14 protein-coding genes and 2 pseudogenes are annotated in these 18,732 nt (G+C 69.3%); 4 read left to right on the top strand and 12 right to left on the bottom strand.

What is annotated here, in order from left to right; all coding sequences use genetic code 11:
- Positions 1-35: 35 nt before the first annotated feature.
- The 4 genes from QR77_RS24240 to QR77_RS24225 all read right to left on the bottom strand — a co-directional run bounded on the left by QR77_RS24240 (position 36) and on the right by QR77_RS24225 (position 4,742).
- The gene (locus tag QR77_RS24240; protein WP_040024232.1) at positions 36-950 is read right to left on the bottom strand and encodes an ABC transporter permease; all 915 of its coding nucleotides are present in this window, start codon (positions 948-950) and stop codon (positions 36-38) included.
- Positions 937-1,902 (bottom strand): ABC transporter ATP-binding protein, encoded by a 966-nt coding sequence (locus QR77_RS24235; protein ID WP_040028565.1) that lies wholly within the window; start codon positions 1,900-1,902, stop codon positions 937-939. The genes QR77_RS24240 and QR77_RS24235 overlap by 14 nt, the downstream gene beginning before the upstream one ends.
- A gap of 193 nt (positions 1,903-2,095) precedes the next feature.
- On the bottom strand, positions 2,096-3,397 hold the full coding sequence (locus QR77_RS24230) for an outer membrane lipoprotein carrier protein LolA (RefSeq protein WP_040024231.1): 1,302 nt from the start codon (positions 3,395-3,397) through the stop codon (positions 2,096-2,098).
- Between the two features lie 334 nt (positions 3,398-3,731).
- Positions 3,732-4,742, bottom strand: coding sequence for a polyprenyl synthetase family protein (locus QR77_RS24225; RefSeq protein ID WP_040024230.1), 1,011 nt, complete (start codon positions 4,740-4,742; stop codon positions 3,732-3,734).
- 319 nt (positions 4,743-5,061) lie between these two features.
- On the opposite strand from QR77_RS24225, the pseudogene QR77_RS50045 reads away from it, so the two are divergent.
- The 4 genes and pseudogenes from QR77_RS50045 to QR77_RS24210 form a co-directional block, all read left to right on the top strand.
- A pseudogene (locus tag QR77_RS50045) lies at positions 5,062-6,264 on the top strand (CocE/NonD family hydrolase); the annotation flags it as partial.
- A gap of 225 nt (positions 6,265-6,489) precedes the next feature.
- A pseudogene (locus tag QR77_RS50040) lies at positions 6,490-7,335 on the top strand (CocE/NonD family hydrolase C-terminal non-catalytic domain-containing protein); the annotation flags it as partial.
- Between the two features lie 138 nt (positions 7,336-7,473).
- Positions 7,474-8,694 carry a fumarylacetoacetase gene (fahA, locus tag QR77_RS24215; protein WP_040024229.1) on the top strand — a complete coding sequence of 407 codons (1,221 nt, stop codon included), beginning with the start codon at positions 7,474-7,476 and terminating at the stop codon, positions 8,692-8,694.
- 107 nt (positions 8,695-8,801) lie between these two features.
- Positions 8,802-9,419, top strand: a complete 618-nt coding sequence (locus QR77_RS24210; RefSeq protein WP_040028563.1) for a Uma2 family endonuclease — start codon at positions 8,802-8,804, stop codon at positions 9,417-9,419.
- A gap of 86 nt (positions 9,420-9,505) precedes the next feature.
- On the opposite strand, the gene nuoN is transcribed toward QR77_RS24210, so the two are convergent.
- The 8 genes from nuoN to QR77_RS24170 all read right to left on the bottom strand — a co-directional run.
- Positions 9,506-11,158, bottom strand: coding sequence for an NADH-quinone oxidoreductase subunit NuoN (gene nuoN, locus QR77_RS24205; RefSeq protein ID WP_040024228.1), 1,653 nt, complete (start codon positions 11,156-11,158; stop codon positions 9,506-9,508).
- Positions 11,155-12,732 carry an NADH-quinone oxidoreductase subunit M gene (locus QR77_RS24200; RefSeq protein WP_040024227.1) on the bottom strand — a complete coding sequence of 526 codons (1,578 nt, stop codon included), beginning with the start codon at positions 12,730-12,732 and terminating at the stop codon, positions 11,155-11,157. Before QR77_RS24200 ends, nuoN begins: the two co-directional genes overlap by 4 nt.
- Positions 12,733-12,737: 5 nt before the next feature.
- Positions 12,738-14,633, bottom strand: a complete 1,896-nt coding sequence (nuoL, locus tag QR77_RS24195; protein ID WP_040024226.1) for an NADH-quinone oxidoreductase subunit L — start codon at positions 14,631-14,633, stop codon at positions 12,738-12,740.
- A gap of 14 nt (positions 14,634-14,647) precedes the next feature.
- The gene (gene nuoK / locus QR77_RS24190) at positions 14,648-14,947 is read right to left on the bottom strand and encodes an NADH-quinone oxidoreductase subunit NuoK (RefSeq protein ID WP_040024225.1); all 300 of its coding nucleotides are present in this window, start codon (positions 14,945-14,947) and stop codon (positions 14,648-14,650) included.
- Complete coding sequence (locus QR77_RS24185; RefSeq protein WP_040024224.1) at positions 14,944-15,762, bottom strand: NADH-quinone oxidoreductase subunit J; 819 nt, start codon at positions 15,760-15,762, stop codon at positions 14,944-14,946. The genes nuoK and QR77_RS24185 overlap by 4 nt, the downstream gene beginning before the upstream one ends.
- Positions 15,759-16,406, bottom strand: coding sequence for an NADH-quinone oxidoreductase subunit NuoI (gene nuoI, locus QR77_RS24180; protein WP_040024223.1), 648 nt, complete (start codon positions 16,404-16,406; stop codon positions 15,759-15,761). The genes QR77_RS24185 and nuoI overlap by 4 nt, the downstream gene beginning before the upstream one ends.
- Positions 16,399-17,799, bottom strand: coding sequence for an NADH-quinone oxidoreductase subunit NuoH (gene nuoH, locus QR77_RS24175; protein ID WP_040024222.1), 1,401 nt, complete (start codon positions 17,797-17,799; stop codon positions 16,399-16,401). The genes nuoI and nuoH overlap by 8 nt, the downstream gene beginning before the upstream one ends.
- Positions 17,796-18,732: molybdopterin dinucleotide binding domain-containing protein (locus QR77_RS24170; protein ID WP_040024221.1), on the bottom strand; the 937-nt coding region annotated here is incomplete at its 5' end. The genes nuoH and QR77_RS24170, both read right to left, overlap by 4 nt.

Genomic DNA, 18,732 nt, shown 5'->3' with positions numbered 1-18,732 from the left:
CCTTCGACGTTATCGCCGGTGCTCGCCTCGCGCGCTCAGGCCGTGATGTCCTTGACCGTGAAGCGCGCCCAGGCGGCCGAACCGAACACCGCCGCGTACAGCGCTTGCAGGCCGAGGTTCTTGAGTATCTCGTCCCAGTACACCGGCTCGCGGAGCAGATCGGTGAACGACAGCCAGTAGTGCGAGAAGAGATACGGCTGTATCGCGTGGAGCTGCGGGATGGTGTCCAGGATCTGCACCGTGATCAGCAGGCCGACCGTCGCCGCCATCGCCGCGATGCCGCTGTTGGTCAGCGTCGAGACGAACAGCCCCAGCGCGGCCACCCCGACCAGCGAGACGGCGACCACCATCGCCACCAGGAGCGCCCTGGCCAGCCCTTCGCCGAAGGATATGCGGGTGCCGGAGATCGTGGTGACCTCACCGAGCGGGAACAGCAGCGAGCCGACCACCAGCGCGGATACCGCCACGACCAGCGTCGCGACCAGGCAGAAGGTCACCGTCGTGGCGTACTTGACGAGCAGCAGGCGGGTACGGCCGGCCGGGGCGACCAGCAGATAGCGCAGCGTGCCGCCGCCGGCCTCGCCCGCGACCGAGTCACCCGCGATGACGCCGACCGTCATCGGAAGGAACACCGGCAGCGTCACGGCGAGCGCGGCGAAGACCAGGAACAGTCCGTTGTTGGTGATCTGGGTGAGGAAGGCGGGCCCGCCGCCACCGACCGAGCCGCCGTCGTCCGTGTTGAGCTTCACGGCGATGCCGATGAGGATCGGTACGGCGGCCAGCACCGCCAGGAGCGACAGCGTCCGCCAGCGCCGGAAGGTCGTGGTCACCTCGGAGCGGAACAGGCCGAGTGTCCACCAGAGCCGTGGCCGCCTGGGAGCGGTGCGGTCCTGGGCGGCCTCCGGGGTCCCGGCGCCCCCTGTCCTCTGCGTGGCTTCAGCCTGCGACATCGAAGCCCTCCCCGGTCAGCGCCACGAACGCGTCCTCCAGCGAGGCACGCTCCACTCCGAACGACCGCACCCGCACCCCGGCCCGTACGAGCGCGGCGCTGAGGTCCGCCAACTCCAGGTCCGGCGGCGGCGCCTCGCCGGTCACTCGGTCCTCGGCGACGGCCACATCGGTGATCCCCAGCTCCTTCAGGACCCGCGCGGCGTCGGCCGGATCGGGGGTGGTGACGGCGAGTCTGCCGCGGGTGCCCGCCGCGAGATCGGTGACCGAGCCCTGCGTGAGCAGCCGGCCCCGCGCCATCACCGCGGCGTGCGTGCACACCTGCTCGATCTCGTCGAGAAGGTGCGAGGAGAGGAAGACCGTGGTGTTGTCGGCGGCCAGTTCGCGCACCAGGCCCCTGATCTCGCGCATGCCCTGCGGGTCCAGGCCGTTCGTCGGCTCGTCGAGCACCAGCAGCCTGCGCGGCTGGAGCAGTGCGGAGGCGATCGCGAGGCGCTGCTTCATCCCGAGCGAGTACGCCTTGGCCTTCTTGCTCCCGGCCGCCGTGAGCCCCACCCGGCCGAGCGCGCCGTCCACCCGGGCGCGCCGGGTGCGTGGGTCGGCGGTCGGATCGGCCGAGTCGTACCGCAGGAGGTTGTCGCGGCCGCTCAGAAATCCGTACAGCGCGGGTCCCTCGATGAGCGCGCCGACCTGCGGCAGTACCGTACGGTTCGCGCGCGGCATGGGCTGTCCGAGGAGCGTGGCCGAGCCCGCCGTCGGGTCTATCAGGCCCATCAGCATCCGGATCGTCGTCGTCTTGCCCGAGCCGTTGGGTCCGAGGAAGCCGAAGACGCTGCCGGCCGGCACGCTGAGGTCCAGTGCGTCGACGGCGAGCTGTCCGCCGCGATAGCGCTTGGTGAGCCCGCGTGTCTCGATCACCGTCCCGGAGGCTGTCCCCGAAACGGTCCCCGTCATCGCCCCCGTGGCGGTCCCCGTGGTGTTCCCGGCTGTCATCGCGCTCCCCGGCTTTCTCCGTTTTTCTCCGTGCTCTTCGTTCTCAGGTGCTCCCGGGTGCGTCTGTCCCCCTGGTCCCTCCGAAAACGGACCGGGCCCGCTCAGCGTTCCGCCCCGCCGCGCGCAATGCGCGACGGGGCGGTCCAGTCGGGTGTTACTTCGCCTGGTTGGCTGCCTTGACCAGCGCGTCCTTGGTGACCGCACCGACGTAGACCTTGCCGTTGTCCGTCATCAGGGCGTTGACGACGCGGGTCTGGAAGACCGTGCCGGAGCCGAACTTCCCCGTGACCTTGTCGCCCAGGGACCCGAGGAGCTGCTGCGCGTCCGCCGGGAGGCCGCCGGACTTCGAGTCCTTCGCGCCCGGCTTCGCGGCCGAGGCGCCGCCCGGCAGCGACTTCGGCGTCGTCAGCTCGACGACCGACGTCCAGCCCTTGCCGATGACCTTCACGTCCTTGCCGTTCAGGCCCATGGCGCCGTCGAGCCCCTTGGGCATCGCCTTCTCCGGCGCCTTGTGTTCGCCGGACTTGCCGGACTTGCCGGACTTATCGGGCTCGGTCACCTTCGTGCCCTTGGGCGGCGTGAAGGAGAAGGTCGAGGCGGCGGGCTTGGCGAAGTCGACCTTGGTGAAGCCGACGTCGACCACGGCCTTGCCGCCACTGCTCGGCGCCAGCGTGAACTTGAGCGGGGTGCCCGTCTTCGCGTCGACGGCGACCCTGATCGAGCCAATGGTGGAACCGGCCTGCTTGGGCTTGATGAGGAGCTGGTACGCGTCACGTCCCGCGATCCGCGACGTGCCGTCGACGGTCACCGAGGTCGTGTCGCCGGCCATCTTCAGGGCCTGCTCGGCGAACTGGCCGGGCGTGGCCGGCATGCCCTTCGGGGCCTCGGGGGCCTCGGGGGCCTTGTGCGCCCGCTGCTCGCCGGCGCCCTTCGGGGCGGTGCTGTGTACGGCCGTGTTGTTGGCGCTGTCGTACGCCCAGGTCTGGGCGCCGTTGTGGATGATGCTGTACTCCGAGGCGTCCTCGCGTATCGACACCCGCTGCTTGTCGGGGCCGTCCGCGGCCACCCGCAGGTTGTGCGTGCCGGAGCTGAGCTCGGCGAGCTTGGCCGTCGGGTCCGTCGCCGAACCCTTGCCGCCCGTTGCGCCCTTCGGCGCGAGCGCGCCGCCCATCGCTCCACCGAGGCCGTCCAGGGGGAGGCCCAGGTCCGTGGAGATCTTCACGTTTCCGGAAAGCCGCTCCGTGTCCGAAGCGGCGATCTTCTCGACGAGTTTCTGTGCGCTGATCTTCGGCAGGTCGGGATCTCCGGAAGCGGCGAGTGCCGGAACCAGCCCGATGGTCGCCGCCGCGACCCCCGCGACCGCGACCGGGACCACGTACCGCACCGCCTTCTTGCGGCGGTGCTCGCCAGGAGTGGTGTGGTCCTCAGTGGTCTGTGCGCTGTCGTTCGGTGCCATGTCTGTGCCCTACCTCCGTGCTCGGGGGCCTTCCGTCCTGTGTTCCATCTGACCAAATCGGCTCTCGGTAAGCGTCAGCCCCGGGGAGCAACTTGCCTACCCCTCTGGGATGACATACGCGAGGCGCCGACTCCCCCATCCAGTAGGGGACGTGGTGCACGAGGAAGCCAAGCCCTGCCGCACACGAGTGAGGGGGATCACAGGAAGGTAACGCCCGGATCACGGCCCGGAATTGCCCCTGCCCCATGCCGGAACTGCCCCTGAGCCGCCGCCGGGAGCACCCGGTACGACAGCTCACGGAACCACGCACACCCTCACCCTGACACGCGCCGCGTCAGCCCGCGCGGTGGACCACCGCGTCGCACAACTCCACCAGCGCGGACTTCGCGTAGCACTCGGGCAGCGGCGTGAGGGTCGCGCGCGCGGCCTCCGCGTACTGCACGGTTTCCCTGCGCGCCTGTTCGAGCGACGGGTGCGTCCGCAGCCGTCGCAGCGCCTCGGCGAGGGTGGCGTCGTCCGTCAGGTCGCCCTCCAGCAGCTCCAGCAGCTCCAGGTCTTCCTTCTCGCCGTCCGCCTCCACCCGGGCCCGCAGCAGCAGCACCGGCAGCGTCGGAATGCCCTCGCGCAGGTCCGTGCCCGGCGTCTTGCCCGACTCGTGGGTGTCGCTGGCGATGTCGAGGATGTCGTCGGCGAGCTGGAACGCCACGCCGAGCCGCTCCCCGTACTGGGTGAGGATGTCGACGACGGACTCGGGGGCGCCGGACATCAGCGCGCCGAAGCGTCCCGCCACGGCGATCAGCGAGCCGGCCTTGCCCGCGATCACATCGAGGTAGTGCGTGACCGGGTCACGCCCGGCGCTCGGTCCCGCGGTCTCCAGGATCTGACCCGTCACCAGCCGTTCGAACGCCTCGGCCTGGATACGGACGGCCTCGGGGCCCAGGTCGGACAGGATCTGGGAGGCGCGTGCGAAGAGGAAGTCACCGGTGAGTACGGCGACGGAGTTGCCCCAGCGCGCGTTGGCGCTCTGCACGCCCCGGCGCACATCCGCCTCGTCCATCACGTCGTCGTGGTAGAGCGTCGCGAGATGCGTCAGCTCCACGACCACCGCGCTCGGGACGACACCGGGCGCGTACGGGTCCCCGAACTGTGCGGCCAGCATCACCAGCAGCGGCCTCAGCCGTTTGCCCCCGGCGCGTACGAGATGCTGCGCGGCCTCCGCGATGAAGGGCACCTCGCTCTTGGCGGCGTCGAGCAGAGAAGCCTCCACGGCCGACAATCCGGTCAGGACATCGGCCTCAAGAGCCTGGTCCCGCACGCTCAGCCCGAACGGCCCGACGACGGTCACGAGGGGTACTCCTGTCTGCTGACGATCACATGGATTGTCGATGTGTCGCTGTCTTCGCTCAAGTCAGCGTATCCGGTCGCGTTTCGATCACCATGGGCGCCTTCCCGGCACCACCGGTATGTTCGGGATCAGTCATACGACCAGGAGTAGAACCTTTGTCCGGAGCTATGTCCAACAGGAACAGGAATCAGGAGCGACCGCCGGCGCCCTCGTCCACCTGGTCCCGGTGGCCGGCGGTGACGGCGGCGGTGATGGCGGCGGCGCCCTGGACGCGGCGCACCAGGCACCCGGTCCACTGAGGCAGTGAAAGGTGTTCGGAATGTCCCCCACCATCCGCACCGACTTCCCGTACGGGACGACCCGCGCCGACGTCCGTATCCCGCTGCCCGACGGCACCCGGCTGTTCGCGCGGATCTGGCGCCCGGTCACCGACGAGCCCGTCCCCGCGCTGCTCGAATACCTGCCGTACCGGCTGAGCGACTGGACGGCGCCGCGCGACTGGCAGCGCCATCCCTGGTACGCGGGCCACGGCTACGCCTCCGTACGCGTCGACGTGCGCGGACACGGCAACAGTGAGGGCCTGCCCGGCGACGAGTACGACGCGACCGAGCTGGCCGACGGGGTCGAGGTGATCAACTGGCTCGCCGCGCAGGAGTGGTGCACGGGCAAGGTGGGTATGTTCGGGATCTCCTGGGGAGGGTTCAACTCGCTCCAGATCGCGGCTCTCGCGCCCGAGCCGCTGAAGGCCGTCGTCACCGTCTGCTCGACGGACGACCGCTACGACAACGACGTCCACTACATGGGCGGTTCGGTCCTCGCCGTGGACATGCACGCGTGGGCGGCGACCATGCTGGCCTTTGTCTCCCGGCCGCCCGACCCGGTGTACGCGGGGGAGCGCTGGCGCGAGATGTGGACCGAACGGCTCGAAGCCGTGGAGCCGTTCATCCACACCTGGCTCGCCCACCAGACCCGCGACGCCTACTGGAGACACGGCAGCGTCTGCGAGGACTACGGCGCGATCGACGCGGCCGTACTGGCCGTGGGCGGCTGGCACGACCCGTACCGCGACACCGTGCTGCGGCTGGTCGAGCGACTCGACCCGGGGAAGGTACGGGGGCTGATCGGGCCCTGGTCGCACCAGTACCCGGACCGGGGGCTGCCGCCGGGCCCCGCGATCGGCTTCCTCCAGGAGACGCTGCGCTGGTGGGACCAGCACCTCAAGGGCGTGGACACGGGCGTACTGGACGAGCCGCTGCTGCGCTCCTGGATCAGCGCTTCGCATCCGCCGGCGACGGTCTACCCGGAGCTGCCCGGCCGGTGGGTCGGCGACAGCGCCTGGCCGTCGCCGAACGTCACGACCTTCTCGTACGCCTTCCAGGGCGCTCCGGTCGTCGTCGACTCGCCGCACCACACCGGGCTGGACGCGGGCCGCTTCTTCCCGTTCGGGAACGACGCCGACCTGCCGCCCGACCAGCGCGAGGAGGACGCGAAGTCGGCGTGCTTCGACTTCGCGGTCGAGGACCTCGTGGACGTCGTGGACGCGATGGAGGTGATGGACGTGCTGGAAGCCACCGACGAGGCGGGCGATCTCGTGGGACTCGCCGATGTCGCGGGGGTCGAGGGCGTGGAGGACGCGGCCGATGCCGCCGCCGGGGTGGGCCCCCTGGACACCGTCGGGGTGGTGGAGGCCGCGGAGGCGGAGGTCCTGGAGGCGGAGATCTCCGGGGGTGGCGCCTCCGGCGGCCGGATCGAGATCCTCGGGCGGCCGCGCGTACGGTTGCGGCTGCGCATGGACGTCCCGGCGGGACAGGTGATCGCGCGCCTCTGCGACGTCGCCCCCGACGGCTCGTCGACGCTCGTCACGCGCGGCGCCCTCAACCTCTCGGCGCGCCAGGGCCGCGACCGGATCGTGCCGTGGCCGGAGGGCGCGACCGAGGACGTCACCTTCCAGCTCAACGGCATCGGCCACACCTTCCCGCCGGGACACCGCATCCGGCTCGCCGTCTCGTCCGCGTACTGGCCGTGGATCTGGCCGCAGGCCGACTCGGCGGGCTTCACGCTCGACCCGGCGGGCAGCTCGCTCGAAATCCCTGTCAGACGGCGGGACGGCAGGGGTGCCGCGGGCTCGGACGGCGCGGCGGGCGCCGACAGCACAGGGGGCGCTGACGGCGCGATCACTTTCGAGCCCCCCGAGCAGTCGGAGCCGCTCGGTGTCGTCGAGCCGGTCACGCTCGACCCGGAGCGCCCCGAGCGGCTGGTGATCCGCGACGTGGCGCAGGGCACCTGGCGCCTCGACGTCGATCCGCGCTACGGAGGTACGCGGGTCTACCCCGACGGCCTCGAGTTCACCGAGGACGCGGTGGAGACCTACACCATCCAGGAGAGCGACCCGCTGTCGGCCCGTACGCGCTCCGAGTGGACGGTACGGCTGCACAGGCCCGAGCTGGGCTGGGACGCGCTTGTCGAGACGCGGTCCGAAATCACCTGCGACGCCGAGGACTTCATCACATCCGACGAGGTGATCTGCCGCGACGGCGACGAGATCGTCTTCCACCGCACCTGGGAAAAGCGCATTCCACGCACGGCGGGCTGAGAAACAGGGCGGTGGGTGCGGCGACTCACTGGCCCCACCTCACACTTTCCGGTCATTGGGCATCTTTCGCCACTGCCGCGACGGGGCAACACCGACGTAACGTGTTGTGCATCGATCCGGAAAGCGAGGCAGCACCACATGCCCGAGCAGAACAGTCCGCTCGAACCGGCGGAAGGCGACCCCTTCGGCCCGCACAACCTTCCGTACGGCGTGTTCAGCACCGCCGACGAGCCGGCGCGCCGCCGGCTCGGGGTGCGCATCGGCGATCAGGTGCTCGACGCGGGCGCGGCCGCTCGGGCCCTGGGCTCCCCGTACGAGAAACTGCTCGCCCAGCCGAGCCTGGGCCCGCTGATGGCGGCGGGGCGTACGGCCTGGCGCGATGTCCGCAGGGCGCTCACCGCCTGGGTGACCGTGCCCGCGCACCGCAAGGACGTGGAGCCGCTGCTGCACCCGCTCGGCTCGGTCACGATGCACCTGCCGTACGAGGTGGCCGACTACGTCGACTTCTACGCCAGCGAGCACCACGCCACCAACGTGGGCCGGATCTTCCGGCCCGACGGCCTCGCCCTGCCGGTCAACTGGAAGCACCTGCCGATCGGTTACCACGGCCGGGCGGGCACGGTCGTCGTCTCGGGTACGGAGGTGGCGCGCCCGTCGGGGCAGCGCAAGGCCCCGGCCGATCCGGCGCCCGTCTTCGGTCCTTCGGTGAAGCTGGACATCGAGGCGGAGGTCGGCTTTGTCGTCGGCACGCCCTCGGTCCAGGGCTCCGCCGTGGAACTGGCGTCGTTCCGCGACCATGTCTTCGGCCTGAGCCTGCTGAACGACTGGTCGGCCCGGGACATCCAGGCCTGGGAGTACGTGCCGCTGGGCCCGTTCCTCGGGAAGTCGTTCGCGACGTCGGTCTCCGCGTGGGTGACACCACTGGAGGCCCTGGACGCGGCCAGGATCGCTCCCCCGGCCCGTACCGAGCGCCTGCTCCCCTATCTGGACGACACCGACGAGGAGGAGCCGGGCGGGCTCGACCTGCGGCTCTCGATCGCGCTCAACGGCCAGGTGATCTCCGAGCCGCCCTTCTCGACCATGTACTGGACGGCGGCGCAGCAGCTCACCCATATGACGGTGAACGGCGCTTCGCTCCGTACGGGAGACCTCTTCGCCTCGGGCACGGTCAGCGGACCCGACCGGGCGGGGTACGGCTCGCTGCTGGAGCTGACCTGGAACGGCACGGAGCCACTCGAACTGCCGGGCGGGAAGCGCACGTTCCTGGAGGACGGCGACGAGGTCACGATGACGGCGTGGGCACCGGGGCCGGACGGGACGCGGGTCGGTCTGGGCGAGGTGACCGGACGGATCGTGTGATCGTCAACGGCACGCGACGACGTACACACATTCGTAGGACCTTGACCGGGTATCCGCTGGTTAAGCTGAATTGGCCCGCGAGACTGCGTCCCATGGGAGCACCGATGATGAGCGTCGAGCCCGAGCCCGAGGCCCCGGAGCCCAGTTGGCCCACTCCGCCCTTGGGTGGCTGGACGGCTGATGACCTGGACCGGCTTCCGAACCTGCCTCCGCATACGGAGCTGATCGACGGGAGCCTTGTTTTCGTGAGTCCGCAGACCTTGTTCCACTCACGGACGGTCGACTTCTTCACATGGCGGCTCCAGTCTCTCGCGCCGCCCGAGCTGGAGGTCATTCGCGAGTTCACCATCGACATCGACCGGGCGAATCGACCGGAGCCGGACGTCATCGTCGTGAACGGAAATGTGGTCGAAAGCTCTGAGCAGACCCGCTGCCCGGCGGAAGCGGTCCTGCTGGCTGTCGAGATCGTTCTGCCGGAATCAAGATCCCGGGACCGCGAGACCAAGCCGCTGAAGTACACCCGAGCCAGGATTCCGCACTATTGGCGCGTGGAGAACGACGGAACCGGCGGCGCCGTTGTCCACGTGTTCGAGCTGGAGCCGGCGACAGGGGTTTACGTCAGCACGGGCGTTTTCCACGACCGGATGAAGGTATCGGTCCCCTTCCCCGTGGACCTTGACCTCACGGCCATCACTCCGCGACGACGGGTCCCCCAGCAGCAGTAGCCCTACGTCGCCGGGCCCGGCTCCTCGGTGGACGAGGGGCCGGGCCCGGTGCGTACGTGCGACTGGCGGACTGCCGGACCGGCCGGCTACCGGATGAAGATCCCCGCCTGGCCCGCCAGGTCCAGGAAGTACTGCGGGAAGATGCCCAGCACCAGCGTGACCGCCACGCCGACCGCGATCGTCGTCATGGTCATCGGCGACGGCACGGCGACCGTGGGGCCGTCGGCCTTTGGCTCGCTGAAGAACATCAGCACGATGACCCTGATGTAGAAGAACGCCGCGATCGCCGAGGAGATCACACCGACCACCACCAGCGACGCCGCCCCGCCGTCCGCCGCCGCCTTGAAGACCGCGAACTTTCCGGAGAAGCCCGACGTCAGCGGGATACCGGCGAAGGCCAGCAGGAACACGGCGAAGACCGCGGCCACCAGAGGTGAACGGCGGCCGAGTCCGGCCCACTTCGACAGGTGCGTCGCCTCGCCGCCCGCGTCGCGGACCAGCGTGACGACCGCGAAAGCGCCGATCGTCACGAAGGAGTACGACAGCAGGTAGAAGAGGACGGACGAGACGCCGTCGGGTGTCGTCGCGATCACACCGGCCAGGATGAAGCCCGCGTGCGCGATCGAGGAGTACGCCAGCAGGCGCTTGATGTCGGTCTGGGTGATCGCGACGATCGCGCCGCCCAGCATCGTGATGATGGCGATCGCGATCATGACCGGGCGCCAGTCCCAGCGCAGCCCGGGCAGGACCACGTACAGCAGGCGCAGCAGCGCGCCGAACGCCGCCACCTTGGTCGCCGCGGCCATGAAGCCGGTCACGGGGGTGGGCGCGCCCTGGTAGACGTCCGGGGTCCACATGTGGAACGGAACGGCGCCGACCTTGAAGAGCAGGCCCATCAGGATCATCGCGCCGCCGATGATCAGCAGCGCGTCGTTGCCCATCGTGCCGGCGAGCGCCGGGCTGATGTTCTGGACGGTGCCGTCGACGACCGCGGCGATCTGCGCGTACGAGACGGAGCCCGCGTAGCCGTACAGCAGGGCGATCCCGAAGAGCAGGAACGCCGACGAGAAGGCGCCCAGCAGGAAGTACTTCACCGCGGCCTCCTGCGACATCAGCCGCTTGCGGCGGGCGAGGGCGCACAGGAGGTAGAGCGGGAGCGAGAAGACTTCGAGCGCGACGAAGAGCGTCAGCAGGTCGTTGGCCGCCGGGAAGACGAGCATGCCCGCCACAGCGAACAGCATCAGCGGGAACACCTCGGTGGTGGTGAACCCGGCCTTGACCGCTGCCTTCTCGCTGTCGCTGCCCGGCACGGAGGCGCCCTGGGCGGCGAAGGAGTCGATGCGCTTGCCGTGCGCCTCGGGGTCGAGACGGCGCTCGGCGAAGGTGAACACGGCGACGATCGAGGCCAGCAGGATCGTGCCTTCCAGGAACAGCGCGGGACCGTCGACGGCGACCGCGCCCATCGCCGCGATGTGCGCCTTCGTCGTCCCGTAACCGCCGGCCGCCAGCGCGACCACGGCTGCGAAGGCCGCTGCCAGGGCGACGACGGCCAGGAAGACCTGGATGTAGTAGCGGGTCCTGCGCGGGGCGAACGCCTCGACCAGGATGCCGATGATGGCGGCGCCCAGCACGATCAGCGTGGGTGACAGTTGCGCATACTCGATATGTGGGGCCGGGATCTTGTCGATCGGGCCGGCCGCCATCGTTGTCCACAGGCTGTGGACAGCATTCGGACTCACGGAGCGGCCTCCACCTCGGGCTTGGGATCGGTTCGGTGAACGTCTGACATGGTCTGCTTCACCGCGGGATTGACGATGTCGGTCAGCGGCTTCGGGTAGACGCCCAGGAAGAGGAGGAGCGCGATCAGCGGTGTGACGACCACCAGTTCACGGACCCTCAGGTCGGACATGCCCTTGACCGAAGCCTTCACCGGGCCCGTCATCGTGCGCTGGTAGAGGACCAGTACGTAGAGCGCGGCGAGCACGATGCCGACGGTCGCGATGATGCCGACGACCGGGTACCTGCTGAACGTACCGACCAGGACCAGGAATTCACTGACGAACGGTGAGAGCCCCGGCAGCGAGAGCGTCGCGAGCCCCCCGATCAGGAACGTGCCGGCGAGCACCGGCGCGACCTTCTGCACCCCGCCGTAGTCCGCGATGAGCCGCGAGCCGCGCCGCGAGATCAGGAAGCCGGCCACCAGCATCAGCGCGGCCGTGGAGATCCCGTGGTTGACCATGTAGAGCGTGGCGCCCGACTGGCCCTGGCTGGTCATCGCGAAGATGCCGAGGATGATGAAGCCGAAGTGCGAGATCGAGGCGTAGGCGATCAGCCGCTTGATGTCGCGCTGGCCGACGGCGAGCAGCGCGCCGTAGACGATGCTGATCAGCGCGAGCACCAGGATCACCGGCGTCGCCCACTTGGAGGCCTCCGGGAAGAGCTGGAGGCAGAAGCGCAGCATCGCGAAGGTGCCGACCTTGTCGACCACGGCGGTGATCAGGACCGCGACGGGTGCGGTCGCCTCCCCCATGGCGTTGGGCAGCCAGGTGTGCAGCGGCCACAGCGGCGCCTTCACAGCGAAGGCGAAGAAGAAGCCGAGGAAGAGCCACCGCTCGGTGCTGGTCGCCATGGTCAGCGAGCCGTTCGCGTGGTCGGCGGCGATCTGGGAGAGCGAGAACGTCCCCGTGACCACGTACAGGCCGATGACCGCGGCCAGCATGATCAGGCCGCCGATCAGGTTGTAGAGGAGGAACTTGACCGCCGCGTACGAGCGTTGGGTCGCCGCCGCCTCGTCGCCGCCCGCGTGTGCGCGGTCGCCGAAGCCTCCGATGAGGAAGTACATCGGGATGAGCATGGCTTCGAAGAGGATGTAGAAGAGGAAGACGTCGGTGGCCTCGAAGGAGAGGACCACCATCGCCTCGACCGCCAGGATCAGCGCGAAGAAGCCCTGCGTGGGCCGCCAGCGGCGGTTGGGCGCCTCACTCTCCAGCGGGTCGGCGTCGTGCCAGCCGGCCAGGATGACAAAGGGGATGAGCAGCGCGGTCAGCGCCATCATCACCACCCCGATGCCGTCCACACCCAGCTCGTACCTGACCCCGAAGTCCTTGATCCAGGCGTGGGATTCGGTGAGCTGGTAGCGGTCGCCGCCGGGCTCGAAGGTGGCCAGCACCACGGCTGCCAGCGCGAGCGTGGCGAGCGAGAAGAGCAGCGCCAGCCACTTGGCCGCGGTGCGCCGGGCGGCGGGGACGGCCGCCGTGGCGATCGCCCCGACGGCGGGCAGCGCCGCCGTCACCGTCAGATAGGGGAACGACATGTCCGTTACACCGCCCTCATCAGCAGGGTCGCGGCGATGAGCACTGCCGTACCTCCGAACATCGAGACCGCATAGGAGCGGGCGTAGCCGTTCTGCAGCTTGCGCAGCCGGCCCGAGAGCCCGCCGAAGGACGCCGCCGTGCCGTTGACCACCCCGTCGACCAGGGTGTGGTCGACGTAGACGAGCGAGCGGGTGAGGTGCTCGCCGCCGCGGACCAGGACCACATGGTTGAAGTCGTCCTGGAGAAGGTCGCGTCGGGCGGCGCGGGTGACCAGCGAGCCGCGCGGGGCGACCGCGGGGACCGGCTTGCGGCCGTACATGAGCCAGGCGATGCCGACACCGATGACCAGGACGACCATGGTGGCCGCCGTGACGGTGGCGGCGCTGACGGGTGAGTCGCCCTCCGCGTGTCCGGTGACGGGCTCCAGCCAGTGCAGGAACCGGTCGCCGATGGAGAAGATCCCGCCGGCGAAGACCGAGCCGAAGGCCAGGATGATCATCGGGATCGTCATGGACTTCGGGGACTCGTGCGGATGCGGCTCGTGGCCCTCGGCGTCCGGCGCCCAGCGCTTCTTGCCGAAGAACGTCATCAGCATCACGCGCGTCATGTAGTACGCGGTGATCCCGGCGCCCAGCAGGGTGACGGCGCCGAGGATCCAGCCCTCCGCACCGCCCTTGGCGAAGGCCGCCTCGATGATCTTGTCCTTGGAGAAGAAGCCGGACAGGCCGGGGAAGCCGATGATCGCCAGGTAGCCGAGGCCGAACGTGACGAAGGTGACCGGCATGTAGCGCCAGAGGCCGCCGTACTTACGCATGTCGACCTCGTCGTTCATGCCGTGCATGACCGAACCGGCCCCGAGGAACAGCCCGGCCTTGAAGAAGCCGTGCGTCACGAGGTGCATGATCGCGAAGACGTAGCCGATGGGGCCGAGGCCCGCGGCCAGGATCATGTAGCCGATCTGCGACATCGTCGAGCCCGCGAGGGCCTTCTTGATGTCGTCCTTCGCACAACCGACGATCGCACCGAAGAGGAGCGTGACGGCGCCGACCACCACGACCACGGTCTGCGCGTCAGGCGCCGCGTTGAAGATGACGCCGGAGCGGGTGATCAGGTAGACGCCGGCCGTCACCATCGTCGCCGCGTGGATCAGGGCCGAGACCGGGGTCGGGCCCTCCATCGCGTCGCCGAGCCAGGACTGGAGCGGCACCTGCGCCGACTTGCCGCAGGCCGCGAGGAGCAGCATCAGGCCGATGGCCGTCACCTTGCCCTGGGTCGCGTTGTCCGCGGCGCCGAAGACCGGGCCGAAGGCGAACGTGCCGAAGGTGGTGAACATCAGCATGATCGCGATCGACAGGCCCATGTCGCCGACCCTGTTGACCAGGAAGGCCTTCTTGGCGGCCGTGGCCGCGCTGGGCTTGTGCTGCCAGAAGCCGATGAGCAGGTACGAGGCGAGACCGACGCCCTCCCAGCCCACGTACAGCAGCAGGTAGTTGTCGGCGAGGACCAGCAGCAGCATCGCCGCGAGGAACAGGTTCAGATAGCCGAAGAAGCGGCGGCGCCGCTCGTCGTGCTCCATGTACCCGATGGAGTAGATGTGGATCAGCGTGCCCACACCGGTGATCAGCAGGACGAACGTCATGGACAGTTGGTCGAGCTGGAAGCCGACGTCCGCCCGGAACCCCCCGACGGGGACCCAGGTGAACAGGTGCTGGTGCAGGGAGCGGGCGTCGCCGCTCTTGCCGAGCATGCCGCTGAACAGCACGGCGCCGATGACGAAGGACGCGGCGGCCAGGACTGTGCCGAGCCAGTGGCCCACGCGGTCGAGCCGCCGGCCGCCGCACAGCAGGACCGCCGCTCCGAGCAGAGGCGCCGCGATGAGCAGCGCAATCAAGTTCTCCACGATTCAGCGACCCCTCAGAGCTTCATCAGGCTGGCGTCGTCGACCGAGGCCGAGTGGCGGGAACGGAACAGCGACACGATGATCGCGAGCCCGACCACGACTTCCGCGGCGGCGACGACCATCGTGAAGAAGGCGATGATCTGGCCGTCCAGGTTGCCGTGCAGCCGGGAGAAGGCGACAAACGCGAGGTTGCAGGCGTTGAGCATCAGCTCCACGCACATGAAGACCACGATCGCGTTCCGCCGGATCAGCACACCGGCGGCGCCGATGGTGAACAGCAGCGAGGCGAGATAGAGGTAGTAGACCGGGTTCATCGGTTGATCTCCTCCTCGCGGCCCAGCCGGTCGGACGACCGCTGTTCGAGGGCCTTGAGATCGGCGATGGCCTCGCTGGACACATCCCGGATCTGGCCCCGGTCCTTCAGGGTCTTCATGACGGTCAGCTCGGAGGGCGTGCCGTCGGGCAGCAGACCCGCGATGTCGACCGCGTTGTGCCGGGCGTAGACACCGGGGGCGGGCAGCGGCGGCAGGTGCTTGCCGCGTACGCGGTCCTCGGACATCTCCCGCTGGGTCTTGGCCCGTTCGGTGCGCTCGCGGTGGGTGAGGACCATCGCGCCGATGGCGGCGGTGATCAGCAGCGCGCCGGTGATCTCGAAGGCGAAGACATACTTGGTGAAGATGAGGCGGGCCAGGCCCTCGACGTTGCCGCCCGCGTTCGCCTGGCCGGTGCCGGTCCAGGACGTCAGCGAGGCGTTGCCGATGCCGACGATCAGCAGGACGCCGAAGCCGACCCCGCAGATCGCGGCCCACCAGCGCTGGCCCTTGAGCGTCTCCGTGAGGGAGTCGGCGGCCGTGACACCCACGAGCATGACGACGAAGAGGAACAGCATCATGATCGCGCCGGTGTAGACGACGATCTGGACGATGCCCAGGAAGTAGGCGCCGTTGGCCAGGTAGAAGACCGCGAGGATGATCATTGTCCCGGCCAGGGACAGCGCGCTGTGCACGGACTTCTTCATCAGGACCGTGCAGAGTGCGCCGATCACGGCGACGACGCCGAGGATCCAGAACTGGATGGCCTCCCCCGTCGAGGTGACGGACGCGGCGGCGGCGAGGGTACTCGTACTCATACGTCGATCACCTTCTTCGACGCGGGTTCGTCGTCGCCGAAGTCCGAGGCGCCTTCCTGCGGGCGCTCCCCCTTGGTGAGCGCGACCTGCCGGACCGTGCCGGGTGCGGCCTCCTTGACCAGCCCCCGGTAGTAGTCCTGCTCGTCGGTGCCGGGGAAGATCGAATGCGGCGACTCGACCATGCCCTCCGTCAGGCCGGCGAGCAACTGGTCCTTCGTATAGATGAGGCTCTCGCGCGAGCTGTCGGCCAGCTCGAACTCGTTCGTCATCGTCAGCGCCCTGGTCGGGCAGGCCTCGATGCACAGTCCGCAGAGAATGCAGCGCGCGTAGTTGATCTGGTAGACGCGGCCGTACCGCTCGCCCGGGGAGTAGCGCTCCTCCTCGGTGTTGTCCGCGCCTTCCACATAGATCGCGTCCGCCGGGCACGCCCAGGCGCACAACTCGCAGCCGATGCACTTCTCCAGGCCGTCCGGATGCCGGTTGAGCTGGTGCCGGCCGTGGAAGCGCGGCGCCGTCACCTTCTCCTGCTCCGGATACTGCTCGGTCAGCCGCTTCTTGAACATGGCCTTGAAGGTCACGCCGAAGCCGGCCACCGGGTTCCGCGCGCTGCGAGGGGTGTCCCCCGCCGAAGAGTTGTCAGACACCGTCGTCCTCCTTTCCGTCACTCTCAGTTCCGTCACTCTCAGTATTGACCCCACCACTGACAACGAGCTCCCGCTCACGGCTCGATCGCCTGCGCGGGACCGAGGGCAGCGTCTGCCCGGGCAGTGGCGGTACGGGGAATCCGCCCGCCATCGGGTCGAATGCCGGCGGTTCCGGCTCGCTGGCCAGCGCTTCCTTCTCCTGTTTGTCGCGGAACATGTCCACGATGAAGGAGATGAGCAGGATCGCGATGACCGCGCCGGCGACGTACAGCAGGATCGACTGGAAGCCGTAGTTCTCGTTGCGCAGCGCGCGCACGGTCGCCACCAGCATCAGCCAGACCACCGAGACCGGGATCAGGACCTTCCAGCCGAGCTTCATCAACTGGTCGTAGCGGACGCGTGGGAGCGTGCCGCGCAGCCAGATGAAGAAGAACAGCAGCAACTGGACCTTGACGACGAACCAGAGCATCGGCCACCAGCCGTGGTTCGCGCCCTCCCACCAGGTCGAGATGGGCCACGGTGCGCGCCAGCCGCCCAGGAAGAGCGTGGCGGAGACGGCGGAGACGGTGACCATGTTGACGTACTCGGCGAGCATGAACATCGCGAACTTGATGGACGAGTACTCGGTGTTGAAGCCGCCGACGAGGTCGCCCTCGGACTCCGGCATGTCGAACGGAGCGCGGTTCGTCTCCCCCACCATCGTGATGATGTAGATGATGAACGAGACGGGCAGCAGCACGATGTACCAGCGGTCGGCCTGCGCGTCCACGATCGCCGAGGTCGACATCGACCCGGAGTAGAGGAACACCGAGGCGAAGGCCGCGCCCATGGCGATCTCGTACGAGATCATCTGCGCGCACGAGCGGAGCCCGCCGAGCAGCGGGTACGTCGAGCCCGACGACCAGCCGGCGAGGACGATGCCGTAGATACCGACCGAGGCGACGGCGAGGATGTAGAGCATCGCGATCGGCAGGTCGGTGAGCTGCATCGTCGTACGGTGGCCGAAGATCGAGACCTCGTTGCCCGAGGGCCCGAACGGGATCACGGCGATCGCCATGAAGGCGGGGACCGCGGCGACGATCGGCGCGAGGACGTAGACGAACTTGTCGGCGCGCTTGACGACGAGGTCTTCCTTCAGCATCAGCTTGATGCCGTCGGCGAGGGACTGGAGCATGCCCCAGGGCCCGTGCCGGTTGGGGCCGATACGCCGCTGCATCCAGGCGACGACCTTGCGCTCCCAGACGATGGCGAAGAGCACCGTCACCATGAGGAAGGCGAAGCAGAACACCGCCTTGACGAGCACGAGCCACCACGGGTCGCGGCCGAACATCGACAGGTCCTCGGTCGCGAGGACGGTCTGTTGTGCCGACGCGAGTTGAGCGAGGGCGGTCATGCGCGCACCTCCGTTGCTTCGACGGCCTCCGGGGCCGGGGAATCCCGCTCGTCAGGGCCGATACGGACCAGAGTTCCGGGGCGTGATCCGGTGTCGGCGAAGACACCGCCGCCCGCGGAGTTCAGCGGCAGCCAGACCACCCGGTCCGGCATCACCGTCACCTTGAGCGGGAGCGTGACGGTGCCCGCCGGTCCTGTGACGGTCAGTTCGTCGCCGTCCTTGACGCCCGTCTCGGCGGCCGTCGTGGCGGAGAGCCGGGCGACGGCCTCGTGGCGGGTGCCCGCCAGGGCCTCGTCGCCGTCCTGGAGACGGCCCTGGTCGAGCAGCATCCGGTGGCCGGCGAGGACCGCCTCGCCGTCGCCGGGGCGCGGCAGCGGCTTCGACGACTCCAGGGGCCCGGTGGCGCGGGGGCCGTCCCAGCCGGCGAGCCGGTCGAGTTCGGAGCGTGCGGAGCGCAGGTCGGGGAGTGCGAAGTGCACGTCCATGGTGTCGGCCAGCATGTGCAGCACGCGTGAGTCGCTCGGCGGAAGGGTCCGCGTCATCTGTTCCGGCTTGAGCGAGGCCTCGAACATCCGGGCCCTGCCCTCCCAGTTGAGGAAGGTGCCGGTCTTCTCGGCGGCGGCGGCGACCGGGAAGACCACGTCGGCCCGGTCGGTCACCTCGCTGGGCCGCAGTTCGAACGAGACCAGGAAGCCGACGGCGTCGAGTGCGGTACGCGCCTCCGCCGGGTCCGGCAGGTCGGCGACCTCGACACCCGCGACGACGAGCGCGCCCAGTTCACCGGTGGCCGCTGCCGCGATGATCTGGCCGGTGTCGCGGCCGTAGGCGTGGGGGAGTTCGCGTACGCCCCAGACCGCGGCGGTCTCCTCGCGGGCCCGCGGGTCGGTGGCGGGACGGCCGCCGGGCAGCAGCGAGGGCAGCGCGCCCGCCTCC

It is taken from the genome of Streptomyces sp. 150FB (genome assembly GCF_000818195.1).
GTDB lineage: Bacteria > Actinomycetota > Actinomycetes > Streptomycetales > Streptomycetaceae > Streptomyces.
Note: the sequence above shows the minus strand (reverse complement) of the source record. Positions and strands in the feature narration are given on the sequence as shown.

What these genes read in the sequence shown, in the direction of transcription:
- fahA (WP_040024229.1), top strand. Translation starts at nt 7,474, where the DNA reads ATGCCCGAGCAGAACAGTCCGCTCGAACCGGCGGAAGGCGACCCCTTC.
- QR77_RS24240 (WP_040024232.1), bottom strand. Translation starts at nt 950, where the DNA reads ATGTCGCAGGCTGAAGCCACGCAGAGGACAGGGGGCGCCGGGACCCCG.
- QR77_RS24230 (WP_040024231.1), bottom strand. Translation starts at nt 3,397, where the DNA reads ATGGCACCGAACGACAGCGCACAGACCACTGAGGACCACACCACTCCT.
- nuoK (WP_040024225.1), bottom strand. Translation starts at nt 14,947, where the DNA reads ATGAACCCGGTCTACTACCTCTATCTCGCCTCGCTGCTGTTCACCATC.
- QR77_RS24200 (WP_040024227.1), bottom strand. Translation starts at nt 12,732, where the DNA reads ATGTCGTTCCCCTATCTGACGGTGACGGCGGCGCTGCCCGCCGTCGGG.
- QR77_RS24210 (WP_040028563.1), top strand. Translation starts at nt 8,802, where the DNA reads ATGAGCGTCGAGCCCGAGCCCGAGGCCCCGGAGCCCAGTTGGCCCACT.
- QR77_RS24185 (WP_040024224.1), bottom strand. Translation starts at nt 15,762, where the DNA reads ATGAGTACGAGTACCCTCGCCGCCGCCGCGTCCGTCACCTCGACGGGG.
- nuoH (WP_040024222.1), bottom strand. Translation starts at nt 17,799, where the DNA reads ATGACCGCCCTCGCTCAACTCGCGTCGGCACAACAGACCGTCCTCGCG.
- QR77_RS24235 (WP_040028565.1), bottom strand. Translation starts at nt 1,902, where the DNA reads ATGACGGGGACCGTTTCGGGGACAGCCTCCGGGACGGTGATCGAGACA.